Annotated in this window: 15 protein-coding genes and 1 riboswitch; of the genes, 7 read left to right on the top strand and 8 right to left on the bottom strand. The window is 46.5% G+C overall.

The features are described from left to right. The first annotated feature begins 283 nt into the window (after positions 1-283). The gene (locus BM415_RS00970; RefSeq protein ID WP_091153629.1) at positions 284-1,201 is read left to right on the top strand and encodes an S-layer homology domain-containing protein; all 918 of its coding nucleotides are present in this window, start codon (positions 284-286) and stop codon (positions 1,199-1,201) included. 189 nt (positions 1,202-1,390) lie between these two features. Then, on the top strand, positions 1,391-2,332 hold the full coding sequence (locus tag BM415_RS00975) for an EcsC family protein (protein ID WP_170862459.1): 942 nt from the start codon (positions 1,391-1,393) through the stop codon (positions 2,330-2,332). 126 nt (positions 2,333-2,458) lie between these two features. Here the strand turns inward: BM415_RS00975 and BM415_RS00980 are convergent, their stop codons facing one another. Further along, complete coding sequence (locus BM415_RS00980; RefSeq protein ID WP_091153631.1) at positions 2,459-3,052, bottom strand: NAD(P)H-dependent oxidoreductase; 594 nt, start codon at positions 3,050-3,052, stop codon at positions 2,459-2,461. A gap of 126 nt (positions 3,053-3,178) precedes the next feature. On the opposite strand from BM415_RS00980, the gene BM415_RS00985 reads away from it, so the two are divergent. Continuing rightward, positions 3,179-4,198 carry an AraC family transcriptional regulator gene (locus BM415_RS00985; protein ID WP_139236933.1) on the top strand — a complete coding sequence of 340 codons (1,020 nt, stop codon included), beginning with the start codon at positions 3,179-3,181 and terminating at the stop codon, positions 4,196-4,198. Positions 4,199-4,282: 84 nt separating this feature from the next. Continuing rightward, a complete protein-coding gene (locus tag BM415_RS24925) occupies positions 4,283-4,456 on the top strand; it encodes a hypothetical protein (RefSeq protein WP_170862329.1) in 174 nt (57 codons plus the stop codon). Positions 4,457-4,556: 100 nt separating this feature from the next. Here the strand turns inward: BM415_RS24925 and BM415_RS00990 are convergent, their stop codons facing one another. The 7 genes from BM415_RS00990 to BM415_RS01020 form a co-directional block, all read right to left on the bottom strand. Further along, entirely contained in the window at positions 4,557-5,822 is a 1,266-nt protein-coding gene (locus tag BM415_RS00990) for an MFS transporter (RefSeq protein WP_091153635.1), read from the bottom strand. Positions 5,823-6,068: 246 nt separating this feature from the next. Then, a complete protein-coding gene (gene queF, locus BM415_RS00995) occupies positions 6,069-6,566 on the bottom strand; it encodes a preQ(1) synthase (RefSeq protein WP_090726156.1) in 498 nt (165 codons plus the stop codon). A 211-nt stretch (positions 6,567-6,777) separates the two neighbouring features. Then, the gene (gene queE / locus BM415_RS01000) at positions 6,778-7,554 is read right to left on the bottom strand and encodes a 7-carboxy-7-deazaguanine synthase QueE (protein WP_091153638.1); all 777 of its coding nucleotides are present in this window, start codon (positions 7,552-7,554) and stop codon (positions 6,778-6,780) included. Then, positions 7,547-8,041 (bottom strand): 6-carboxytetrahydropterin synthase QueD, encoded by a 495-nt coding sequence (gene queD, locus BM415_RS01005; protein ID WP_091153641.1) that lies wholly within the window; start codon positions 8,039-8,041, stop codon positions 7,547-7,549. Before queD ends, queE begins: the two co-directional genes overlap by 8 nt. Next, on the bottom strand, positions 8,041-8,703 hold the full coding sequence (gene queC, locus BM415_RS01010) for a 7-cyano-7-deazaguanine synthase QueC (protein ID WP_091153644.1): 663 nt from the start codon (positions 8,701-8,703) through the stop codon (positions 8,041-8,043). Before queC ends, queD begins: the two co-directional genes overlap by 1 nt. A 256-nt stretch (positions 8,704-8,959) precedes the next feature. After that, positions 8,960-9,003: riboswitch (PreQ1 riboswitch) on the bottom strand. Between the two features lie 133 nt (positions 9,004-9,136). Further along, on the bottom strand, positions 9,137-9,841 hold the full coding sequence (locus tag BM415_RS01015; protein ID WP_091153646.1) for an AIM24 family protein: 705 nt from the start codon (positions 9,839-9,841) through the stop codon (positions 9,137-9,139). A gap of 63 nt (positions 9,842-9,904) precedes the next feature. Further along, the gene (locus tag BM415_RS01020; protein ID WP_091153648.1) at positions 9,905-10,345 is read right to left on the bottom strand and encodes an MreC domain-containing protein; all 441 of its coding nucleotides are present in this window, start codon (positions 10,343-10,345) and stop codon (positions 9,905-9,907) included. 297 nt (positions 10,346-10,642) lie between these two features. Between BM415_RS01020 and BM415_RS24930 the strand changes: the two genes are divergently transcribed. The 3 genes from BM415_RS24930 (at position 10,643) to BM415_RS01030 (ending at position 13,046) form a co-directional block, all read left to right on the top strand. Further along, entirely contained in the window at positions 10,643-10,798 is a 156-nt protein-coding gene (locus BM415_RS24930; RefSeq protein ID WP_170862330.1) for a hypothetical protein, read from the top strand. A 245-nt stretch (positions 10,799-11,043) separates the two neighbouring features. Beyond that, positions 11,044-11,808, top strand: a complete 765-nt coding sequence (locus tag BM415_RS01025) for a hypothetical protein (RefSeq protein WP_139236934.1) — start codon at positions 11,044-11,046, stop codon at positions 11,806-11,808. 233 nt (positions 11,809-12,041) lie between these two features. Further along, entirely contained in the window at positions 12,042-13,046 is a 1,005-nt protein-coding gene (locus BM415_RS01030; RefSeq protein WP_091153652.1) for a helix-turn-helix transcriptional regulator, read from the top strand.

Genomic DNA, 13,046 nt, shown 5'->3' on the forward strand with positions numbered 1-13,046 from the left:
AAACCGAAGCAATTTTCACAATTCATTAAAACAGATAATTTAATCAAACCGGTGAACAATATACATTTATTCTTATGCATAACACGTTCGTTGTCAAACCATGAAATATGCAAATTTCAGTGGAAATAATTTGTGAGAGGGATGGAGAGACTTCAAATTAAGGTTAATTAAGGATATGGAGCAAAGAAGCAGGGGGAAGTGAAACATTTTCGAGCAGGGGCTCGTTTAGAGTGTAAATAGAGATGGAAAATATAAATTGATTACTGATGGAGGCAGATTACAAATGAAGCGTAGAACAATCAAAGCATCCGTAGCTGCAATGAGTATCGCGATGGCATTGGGTGGAGCATCCGCTTATGCCTTTGATGATGTCAGCTCGAAGGAGCAGTTAAGTCTGTTAGATTCACTTCGAAGCAAAGGGATTGTGAGTGGGGTAACGAACCAGTTGTTTCATCCAGACCAGCGATTAACTGAGGCTCAAGGTATTCAAATGATTGTAAATGCTTATGATCTGGATGATCAAGCGAATGAAGAAGCGAATGCTGAAGCAGCACGCTGGTATGATGGAGCAGTGTCTGCCGCCACAGCACACGGCTTGTCCATTCCTGAGCAATTTGATGCCAATAACAGCTTGACGAGAGAAGTCTTTGCCCAGCTGCTGTATGAAGGCCTGAATACGACAGGAACGTATCCTACAATTCTCAGGTACAACTTCATTGCCGACGGTGACAAGATCAACAAGAACTATGAGAGCTCTATTCAAACCTTGCTGAATATGAATATCGTTAGCCTGAACGAGAAGGATGAATTCAGACCTGATGAGGAGCTGACCCGAATGGAGGCTGCGGAAATGGTATTTAACGCACTGGAAGTTGTGGATCGTTATGGTAACGGCGGGGGTTCTGCGGAACAACCGGGAACAGATATTCCGGGGAGCGGGCAGCAAGCCTATGTACCTGAAGTGACTTCCCAAACCGTCGATGAGAAGACGATTAAGGTTAAGCTCAGCATGGAGCTGCCAAATCCGGGCTATGGACTTGAGATCAAGAAGGTAGAGCTTGGGAAGGACGGCAAAGCGATTATTAAGTATCAGATCATCCAGCCAGACCCGGACAAGATGTATCCTCAGGTCATTACGGAGCGTACAGCGGAAACGAATATCCCATCCGGATATACTCCGCTCGTCGAACCTTTTTCATAAGAATGGTTCCTGAATAGAGAGGAAGCCGCGGATTTTATTCCGGGCTTCTTTTTTTGTTAGGATATTATAGACAAAACTATCCCCTTCGTTGAGGAATCAAGAGAAATGCATCCATTCAATATTCTAATTCGTATACATGTTGTAAAATTCAAGAGAAACAAAAAGAAGGAGAACGACATCATAATGAAGATGGAACATGCCGATGAACTCAAGAACCAGCTGGCTGACATAGAGAAATGGGAGAAGGAGCAGAAGGATATCTTTTTCTGGGAGAAGCTGGGCCGTCTGCCCTTTGTCATGCTGGATAAGATGACACCGAAGATTATTCGCGACAAGCTGGGAGACGTCTTGAATGAAATGGGTACTTTTATTCAGAATGGCGGCAAATTTCTAGTTAACAAAAAAACGGTGCTTCGCCGGATCGATAAAATACTGCAAGGGGAAGGACAGGAAAGTTCAGCTAATGAAGTGAAGAAAGGCAGCGTGAAGACGCTGTTCAAGCAGCTGAGTACGGCCGCTTCAAGCGTCACTGCAAGTGTAACGGGCAAAGGCAGGCAGCAGGAGGTCGCTGACAATGATGAAGCCAATTCCATTTCGCTTGAACAGGTGTCACATCTCCCTGTCCTGCTGATGGACCAGGTAGCAGATGACATTATCTCGGAGCGCGTAAAGTTTGCAGCAGCAAGCGGCGCAGCCACCGGAGTAGGCGGATTTATTACAATGGCTGCGGACATGACGTTGGTTCTCGGAAATTCACTCAAGACACTCCAAGAGATCGCCATCTGTTACGGCTACGATCCAAATGATCCCATGGAGCGAGTATTTGTGCTCAAATGTCTTCAGTTCGCTTCAGCCGATATCGTCGGAAAGAAAGCGATCTTGACAGAGCTGGCGACCTTCGACGAGGAGCACACGAATGCCGAGGTCATATCCCAGATCCAGGGCTGGCGCGAGGTGGTCAATACGTATCGGGACAGTCTTGGCTGGAAGCAGCTGTTTCAGATGATTCCAATTGCAGGGATTGTATTTGGCTCCATCAGCAATAAGGGAACGCTGTCCGATGTGTCCGAAGCAGGGAAGATGCTGTACAAGAAGCGCCGCTTGCTTCAACGATTGGCAGAGCTTGAGTAGAGCATAGCGCTCAGTCTTAGAGAAACCTTGCATAAGCAGTAGATAAGTGCATACGCCATGTGAACCAAGCAAGATGTTAGTCGTATCGCTGCTCGATGATTAACACAACTTATTTTTCTGTAAATGTCAGGCAAGCTTGGCTCCGAGCTTGTAGATTCGATGGAGCCACTGCTGCCTCTTATCATTAGTCGATGTTTTAACCGGACCAATCTCGGTAATTTTGCGGGTCTTGATCCCGCAATAACCGAAGATGCCTTGTGTGACAACGCGATGACCTGCCCTTCCATTTACAAGCCGGTAATACAAGGATGGAGTATCCATCGTGACAATAAGATGGGCTGTCTTGCCCGTAAGAAGCTTATCCCAGAGAAGACTATTCGGACGCTGCAGATAGGCATAACGGGGTAGAAGTATCCGATCAAAGAAACCTTTGAGCAGTGCTGGCATGCTGCCCCACCACAGGGGGTAGATCAGGACAATGTGATCTGATTGCTTGATAACTTCCTGGGCATACAGCAGGTCAGGTTCAAGCTCGGTGCGTTGTCTGTATCCGTATTTCAGGTTGGGGTTAAAGCTCAGCTTGCCGAGCTCAAGCAAGTGAACGGTCGCCCCTTTCTCCATGGCTCCCTTCATATAAGTTTGAGCGAGTGCGGTGCAGTAGCTGTCACCGTCGGGATGGCCCAGTATAATTGTAATTACGGGTGATTGAGATTTATTCATATTATTGAGTTCCTCCTAATGTCACATGAATGATAAATATTCTTTGATTCTCATCATATAGGAAAAACGGGTTTATTCTTATGATCTATAACGCAGAATTCATGTTCTGTTCTGTATATTTGGGAGGTGGAGGAGATCGTCGATTACGGCATATCGATTACGATGCTATATACCATGATCAAGACCGTTTCTTTATCCGGTTATGATGTGGACACTTTTTTTCGGGACAATGGTCTGGACCCAAGACTGCTCCAGGAGCCGGAAGCACGTATTGGAGCGGAGCAGCATGTGAAGCTGGCAGGTGCAGCGGCTGAGCTGCTGGAGGATGAGTATTTTGGACTTCATCAGGGTCCTCAAATGGAGATGGCGGATCTGGGAGTGCTGGGGTATACGATGCTGCACTCAGGGACCATTGCGGAATGTATTAAGGCCTATCAAAGATATTATGCGACCGTCTGCAGCGGATATAATATACGGCTCTCTCGACAGGATTCAGAGGCTGAACTCATCTTATCGCTGGAAGAGCTGTCCTATCCACCATCAAGACATTGTGTAGACGATATGGTAAGCTCGCTTGTTCATATTATGACCCGGCTTAGCGGCAGAGCCATCAAATTCAGTAAGATAACGCTCATGCATTCGGCACCGGACAGTGGAGAGGAATATAGGAAAGTGTTAGGTGTACAGCCAGAGTTTAATAAGGATCATACGAGTCTTTGCTTTCCTCAGGAAGTACTAGAATATCCGGTAATTTATGCCGATGCCAGGCTTGCCGGATGGTTTGAAGAGCGGGCTTCGGATGTACTTCTTAAGCTGAAGGCCGGCCGTCACTTTACGGATGAGCTCACCAGATGGATCATGGAGCAGCTGCGAGTCAGGCTCCCGGGCATATCGGATGCTGCAGCGCATTATCATATGAGCACGAGAACGCTTCAGGCCAAGCTCCAGCAGGAGAATACGACATACACACGGCTAGTGAATGATATTCGTAAGGAGCTTGCACTTAGGTACCTTAAGGAACCGGGACAGTCGATTGCTGACATTGCTTATTTGCTTCATTTTTCGGAGGATAGTGCTTTTCAGCATGCTTTCAAAAAGTGGACAGGGCTCGCTCCAGGACAATATCGCACAAGTAGTGTAAAGTGACTTGCTGATGCAACTTTTGATATTACTCTGCGTAATAAGGGTATTACTAACTAGTTAGACTCTTGATTGCAGGAGGCACATCGAGTGATGAATCGTAATGGAGCAGGATATCTCTATATTCCAATAGGTCTCGTTGTCATCTTTTTTATAGTAACGGCAGAAATCCCTTCACCATTCATAGTCATAGGCATTATTTTTATCATTGTACATCTACTAATTTCTATACTGGTAAAGAAGCAGAATTCAAGCAGGAAATAGCACATATAAAATAGACTCAGCTATAAAGAACAGCGCCCGGAGATTATCCTGAGCGCTGTTCTTTATTATTATGAAGGGAAATAATGAGACTTCGACTTCCTTAGGATGCCGTATGATCCGTCCAGGATGCGAGACGTTTGTCGGTTGGCAATAGGAAGGTGAGCACACCCAGCAGCGGCATAAAGCTGCAGACGAACATAACCGTGTTAATTCCTGCTGCGTCGATCCAGTTGCCAAGGACCAGTGATCCGAGTCCCCCGAGTCCAAAGGCAAGACCCGTGATCATACCGGATACGGTTCCGATCCTGCCGGGCACGAGCATTTGGGCATAGACGACGGTGACGGAGAAGCTGGATAGCATGATAAATCCGATGATGGTCAGCAGTACTCCCGTCCAGAACAGATTCGCATAAGGCAGAATCAATGCAAGCGGAGAGGCCAGCGCCATAGAAGCGAGAATGACATTACGCTTACCGAAACGGTCTGCCAGTGGTCCGCCCAAGAAGGTACCCACCGCACCTGCCCCCAGGAACAGGAAGATAAAAATTTGTGCATCTTCGGTCGACAGAGCAAAGGCATCCTTCAGGAAGAAGGCATAATAGCTGCCGATGGATGAAATATACCAGGACCGTACAAATACGAGCAGAACCAGCACGACAAAGGCGTAGATAACCTTGTTCTTCACTGCCGGATTCATGATGCCGGCAGCTGCCTTTTTCTTGGCGTAGCCTGCGCTTCGAAGTGTCCTTCCGTACCATCCCGCGATGTAGATCTGAACGGCAATTCCGACCGCTGCCAGAGCGGCGAAGCCAAGGGAGCCCATGAGACCAAAAGGAATGAATACCCAACGGGTCAGAAGCGGTGCAAGCGACTGGCCGGCGTTGCCTCCAACCTGAAAGATGGATTGAGCCAAACCGCGGCGATTGCCTGCCGCCATATGGGACACCTTGGAGCCTTCGGGATGGAAGGCAGCCGAGCCTAGCCCGACCATGATAACTGCAAGCAGGATCGCCAGATAACTATCGGCAAAGGCGAGAAAGATCATGCCTGAGCAGGTAAAAGCCATGCCGATCGGAAGTAGTGCCGGCGTTGGCCTCTTATCCGAGAAATAACCTACCACGGGCTGCATGATCGAAGCGGTAATGTTCAGGGCGAACGCAATCCACCCCATCTGACTGTAGCTGATCCCCATGTTATCCTGCAGTACCGGGAAGATGGCGGGGATGACGGATTGTACCGAATCATTAAGCAGATGCACAAGACCAATTGCAATCAGAATGGGGAATATCGTAGCCTGCGGATCACTGCCGGGTCGCGGCAGCACCCGCGTGCCTGACCCGCTTTTTGTTAACGAGTTGAGTGACATGTGATGATCTCCTTTGAAGTGTAGGGAACAAAGGATGCCTATGTAGGAAGTTACGAGTCCCCTGGATAATGTAAACCGAAAGCTTCTAAGATTCTCTCATCATATGTTAAAAATTACTTAACCTGCAATACCGGAATTACGGTAAAAAGCAAAAGGAGCCGCTTCACTGCAAAGTGAAACGGCTCCTTACACCGGTTAGCTTGGAATCTCTCTTTAATGGAATCAATTTTATAACTCAAATTGATTTTAGCGGTTATCGATTTTTTCCGGGTACATATCGTGCTGGAACAAGCGCTGTGTGGCAAGCTCTTCATACTTGGTTCCCGGACGGCCATAGTTGCAATAGGGATCGATGGAAATTCCGCCTCTTGGTGTAAATTTACCCCATACTTCAATGTAACGCGGGTCCATCAATTTAATGAGGTCGTTCATAATGATGTTGACTACATCCTCATGAAAATCTCCGTGATTGCGGAAGCTGAACAGATACAGCTTCAGTGATTTGCTCTCGACCATTTTAATGTCTGGAATGTAGCTGATGTAGATGGTCGCGAAGTCAGGCTGGCCTGTAATTGGGCACAGGCTGGTGAACTCCGGGCTGTTGAATTTCACGAAGTAATCCCTGTAAGGATGCTTGTTATCGAAGGTCTCCAGAATGTCAGGGTCATACTCAAAATTGTATTTCGTTCCTTGATTGCCAAGCAGGGTAATATCCTGCAGTTCATCGGATTGGCGTCCGGCCATGGGTATCATTCTCCTTGTGTGCGGAATAATTCGTATAAAAGCGTTCGGTTTTTGGCTGAATCACTCTGGTTGACTACGTCAAAAGTCGTTCTTCATCCAAAAACCTCACTGCGTATTCTGAAAATTGCTTCCGCTTTATTTTTGTGTGCTGGGTGCGCTGCTTGCTGATATTCCGCTCGCAGGCCCGGTGCAAAATCCTTAATAGATAGTGCTACACTCCGCGCTTATTACCCCACACCAACGTGTGCAGCTGCGGGAGTACTCTCACCTCATTCATATCAGGCAGCTCCATCGTTCGGTCAATCAGCCATTCATAACGATGCAGTAGGGAAGAGACATGATTGTCAACGTCACCGGTGACATCCGGGTTACCTGTTTGCAAGTACATGGATACTTCCGGGTAGCGTTTATGCACCTCACGCGCATACTCCAGATCCTTCTCATCAAATATGACGACTTTGAGACTGTAGGCCTTGTCACTCGTACGATTTGCAAGACGCTGTACAATCTCATCAAGCTTCTGCCAGTCAGTCGTCATCCCTGAGCTTGGCGGCTTCGGTGATAACGTTACTTCATTAATATCTAGCAGCCAATCCTGCCATCTGGAGCCTTGGGTCTCGACGGCAGTCCGAATGCCTCTAGCTTGAAGCAGCTTCACCAGCTCTCCAATCTGAGGCAGTAATGCCGGATTCCCTCCGGATATGGTCACGTGAGAGAAACGGTTACCAGCAATAGTTGTTAGCTCACTCCAGATGTCCTCACTGCTGAGCTGACGAATCTGATCCTTGGCACTGCCATCCCAGGTAAATGCCGAGTCGCACCAGGAGCAGCGGTAATCACAGCCGGCGGTTCTGACGAACATCGTTTTTTGGCCAATGACCATTCCTTCCCCTTGAATTGTAGGCCCAAATATTTCTAACACGGGGATTGGACGACTCACGGGAGATATCCGCTCGGTTTGCGCTGACGCTAAATCTGTGCTACTCATCAAGCATCCACTCCCGTCTGACTTCCGCATAACTGGTCGGTGTCTCGAATAGTCTCACGAATTCGGTCCGTCCGCCTTCGATTTGCGATTGGTATGGCTCGCTCTGCAGAGCAGCCTCCATTTGTTCATAGATCCATACGACCATATTTTCCGCTGTTGTGTTCATGGCAGGCAGCGTTTCATTCAAATACTGATGATCGAGATAGCCTTCAATTTGAGTCTTCCAAATTTCTTTGACATCACCGAAATCCACGGTAATCCCGGTTTCACCAGGAATGCCGCTGATGCCGAAGACGACCTTATAGGTATGGCCATGCAGGTTCTTGCATTTTCCCTCATAGCAGTGCAGATGATGCGCCGCGTCAAAGGTAAACTCCTTGCTGATAAGGACCCGCTTCCGGTGGTAGCGGAGCTGCTCTTGCTGAATGTCCTCACCTATGCGCTGCAGCCGTTCTACAATCCGAAATGTGCCGGGTTCTGGTTTCATCACTGTACACCGCCTCGTTTAGTCAAATATTCATCAAGTCCAGCTTTGCGCAGCTTGCATGCAGGGCATTCTCCACAGCCATCGCCTTTAATGCCGTTGTAGCAGGTTAATGTCCGCTCGCGAACGTAGTCAAACGCACCCAGCTCATCCGAGAGCGCCCACGTTTCTGCTTTATTTAGCCACATGAGCGGAGTATGAATGACAAATTCATAGTCCATAGCCAGATTAAGCGTGACGTTCAGCGATTTGACGAACACATCACGGCAATCTGGATAGCCGCTGAAATCTGTTTCGCACACCCCTGTAATAATATGACGTGCGCCTTTTTGCTTAGCCATTACTGCCGCGAAGCTTAGGAACAGATGATTTCTGCCGTCTACAAAAGTACTCGGAAGCTGTCCGTCTTCCTGCGTAATCTCGATGTCACTGCGTGTGAGCGCATTCGGGGAGAGCTGGTTCAACAGGCTCATATCTAGCACGGTTTGCTCTACGCCAAGATCGCGGGCGATATCTGCGGCCACCTCGATCTCCAGCTTGTGCCGCTGTCCGTAGTCAAAGGTGACGACTTCCACTTCAGCAAAATGCTGCTTCGCCCAGAACAGGCAGGTGGTGCTATCTTGACCGCCGCTGAATACGACGATTGCTTTTTCATTTTTAAACATAAAAAAACCTCTCCATCTTCTAGAATTTGCGTGCCGTAAATACAGTACGCTTCAAAGGAAGAAAAGAAAGGTTCCCTAACTCGTTCAACAAAAAACAGGCCTCTGCTCTGCTGGCAGGGCTCTTATATAGATTGACGATTCAAGATGATAGGCATAAGAAAACAAACAATCCGGGTAACTCTAACCAAGGTGTATCGCAGCAATCCGCCAGTAGAGTTATAGGCCCAGACAGTATATTTAAAGTTCATCTTTGACAATCTTTATAGTTTTTTATAGAGGGAGTTCGCGAACCTCTCCCATGGATCTCATCCATGGATTTCAATTTTCAGTTGTCATAATAACGAAAGAGTACCCATTGAGCAGTACTCCAGTAAGTATTATAGCAGAAAAAACAAACATTAGAAGTTATTTTTCATTATCAACATTTTACAAACTATTTGATCCATACATTGCCAAAGGGCAGCATTTCGCGCATCAGCCGCTTGAAGAAGCCCTCGTCGTTTATATCATCCTCCAGCTTCTGATTCTCCCGGCCAGCCTGAAACAGAACGGTGCCATGTCCCGTCATCTTCCAGTGGTAATTCATATGCTGACTGGCAAGATGATTGCCGTACACTGTGAGCTCCAGCTTCGCGTTCTCCGGATAGGCAATGATGCTGCCTGCATCGACATACAATGGAGCGGTTGGATGGAGCTCTTGTTCACATACCTGGCCTTGGGTTAGGATACCGATCGTTCCCTTGCCGGAGAACTTCATCTTGATCGCATCCCGAGTAATGAGCATGTTCTTCAGCTTGAGAATCCGGGTCTGCATTTCAATCCCATCACTATAGAATAGTAAATGCCGAAAATCATACAGCAGATCGCTGTGCTCATCAAGGTCGATTCTTTTCATCGTAATACCCGGAGGAAGGGCACATACAAACTGGCACGGCCCGGTCATTTCAGAGCGAATCAGCTTTCGTTTGCGGTACATGCCCTGAATGTTCGTGAAACGATCGTTCCGACCGCTTGACGGCCCCCGATAAGCAACGATCTGCTGAGGATGGAGGATATGAAGCTTGTCATGTTCCGTCAGCGAAAAAGTCGCTGCTTGTCCGGTTAAGCCCGGGGCATCCATACTTTGTGAAATTTGCATTGGACGAGATAATCTCCTCTATTCGATTGATAGTCATTGTGTTAGCTGTGATCCTGCCAGGATCTAGCGTCTTGAAGCTCGGCGCATTCGGAACCGAATGACTCTGATGAGGATAAAATACCCGATGATGAGCAGGACAGCAGCAATAGCCGTATTGATGACTTTTTGCTGCGTAGCCTTACGGTCAGCCTCAGCCTGCTGCATCTGTGAAACCAGCTGATTCAGGTTGTCATTCTGCTTCATGAGCTCCTCGTTCTGTTTGATCAGGTCTTCGTTTCTCTCTTGGAAGGCCTCCATGTTCTGCTTGGCGCTGTTCAGCTCATTCATTGTCTGCTCGTAGCTTTGCTGTAATTGATTGACTTCCTCAGGGAGCTTAGAGTACTGCTCGTAACCGTTATATAGATTCTCCCAAAACCCGGCATGTGTTCGGGTGTCTGATATGAATAGAGTGATACTGTATAGGATTATCGTGAGAAGAGACAGCTTCATTCCTGTGTTTCTCATACAATTCACCACCTTAATTTCAGAATACATACAAGTGGTTGTTACCCGCTGTGAGTGTAGCAAAATCTGTTATTTTATACGGGATTATTATATTAATTGTTTCATATTTCACCATAGTTTGCTAATGAAAAGTTTGTAACGTTCTTGTTTAGTCTGGTGAATGAGAGGGTAAGTAGAAGAAGGAAGGATACGAACGTTCAGCTCATCATAGTCTGTTCCATGATTGCCTATGATTTTATGCGAAACAACATATATAACAAATGAGGACACAAGGAAAATAGAAGGAGAACGATAACAATGATGAACAATCAGATGGAGAAAGAAGCACACAAAACGATTATGATTACGGTAAACGGAGAACCGGTAGGAAGCGGATATGTATTTGACGGCTATACATTTGCTCCGATTGATAACGAGCAATTGAATACCGAAGATCATATATTGACGGTGTAATGAACACGAATAAATTCCTCGAGACAAGCGAAGTCATATTATAGAATCGAACAAGTGACATATACCATGTTATAAACCGCTAATCTTAGAGATTAGTGGTTTTTGTCGTATCAAGTCGAATTAAAAAAGCCGGAAAGCGTAAAGTCACATTTTTTTGCAATATTTTATACCGAACATATGTTCCGTGACAATCTGTTGTCGATTTGTCCTGTTAGTATTAAGAAAAGCCTTACAGGGGAGGAGAAATGATGAGTTCGATATTGGACGTATTTTGTACCTGGAATCGTGAAGTAATTTCTGTCTCTGGAGAAAATTCACTGTATTTGCTGATTGAGTGGCGCAGCGGTCCTCCTGCAAAGAGACAATCCAAGATCATGCCGAAGCTCTTATATCGTGATGTGGAGCTGCTGCTTAAACCGGAAGAAGGAGTCACTATTAAAGAGATACACGGAGCAAGAGCCAAGGAAACGGATGCAGGCTGGGTATTGCAAATGGGAAGCGCTTATAAAGGGAAAACCAAAACATTGCTTCTTGAGCTTGCAGTGTCTTCACAGTCTGCCGGCAAAAAATCAGTATGCTCCGCATACTGGAGTGCCTTCAAGTTGAAGCAGGAGCAGCGTGTTCTCTTGCGCAGGGAACAAATATATCTGCAAATTTCGGCTCACTTGGGGCTCATGAACAAGCAGCCTGATCCGAGAGTCCAAAAATATGTAAAGCTGAGTGAAACGACAGGAATCATGAAGCAGGCATTGCGTGCTTTTGAAAGAGGAAGAAACGAAGCCGGCTGCGGGATCATTAAGCGGCATACGGATGAGCTGCTGATTATGGCCGTCAGATCCGGAGATTTAGAATATTATCGTGAAGCCCAGATTCTGATTCAATTAGGCGAATATTATGAAATGACATACGAGAAGTTAAATGATGAAAATATAGACACGGTCAGAGACTCATCCGGCACCTATTATCTTGAAGAAGATGATGAAGATTTTATCGAGAAGCAAGCAAAATAATGAGATCCGAAGACGAACAATGATAGAACGATGCCTTCAGTTGTCTGCAGCGTTTATTATCGTATGAAGATATACATAATGAAATAAAGGGTAATAACCGATATAAGTCTAAAGTACTATGTGAAAGGATGACGATAAGGATTTACCTAGATAGAATGGACTATATGGAGGAAAGGTTTTATCACATGAGTTCATTTTAAAATGTTAAATTTATCGTTGCAGGAGGATATCGCATGACAGAGCGACTTATTCGATTAATGCGCATTATTACCTTGGTACAAGCGAAGCCTGGTATCTTGGCCAGAGAGCTTGCTGAACGCTGTGAGACGACCGAGCGCACAATCTATAGAGATATGGATGCTCTTAGTGCGATGCATATTCCGGTTGTAAATATGGGGCATGGCCGGGGATATCAATTTATTAGCCGATTTGCTCTTTATCCGCTGAATTGGACGGAGGAAGAAAATGCAGCCTTTGCTAAAGTCGCGGAGGAGATGGATCAGATTAAACCGATCCTGCCCTCCGCTTTTGAAAGTGCTTATGAGAAGGTGATGGCTGCAAGCCTGAAGAAGAACAACGAGCGAGTAGAATGGGCCGAGCAATTTGTAGCGGTTATGAAGCTTGGAGCCGGTTATGACAGCGAGCAGGATGAGAAGGTGCTCGTGTCCATCGTTCAAGCTTGTGTATATCAGAATACGATGGAAGTGACTTACTCATCGCCAGCGGAAGATACAGAGGGGTATATAGATGCCGGATCGGGAGACAGATTAAGAATAGATCCCTATTATCTGCTTCCGAAGGACCATCATTTTTATGTAATCGGTCATTGTCATCATACGAATCGTGTTGAAGCGCTGCGGATGAGCTGTATCAGAGAGGCAGAAGTAATGACACTGACATTCCGGCGCGAAGCGGCGGAACTGCAATCGTTTTTTAAAGAAACATGGTCTGTACATAGAGGTCATGAGCACACTACATACAAGGTTCGATTTAAGCCGCATGCTGCAGATCGGGTCAGAAGAAGTGAAATGTTAGTACAACCTGTGATGATAGAAGAGCCAGAAGGAAGCCTGCTTCTAGAGGTTATCTTAAATGATCACAAGGAGTTCATGGACTGGCTTGTCCAATATGGATCAGATGCTGAAATTCTCGAGCCCCCGCAGTGTCGAAATGAGTTGCGAGAGAGGCTCAAGACTTGGCTGGCGTTATATGAGAATGAGGGTGGCATAGAGGCTTAA

The organism is Paenibacillus sp. 453mf (genome assembly GCF_900116105.1).
Lineage (GTDB): Bacteria > Bacillota > Bacilli > Paenibacillales > Paenibacillaceae > Paenibacillus > Paenibacillus provencensis.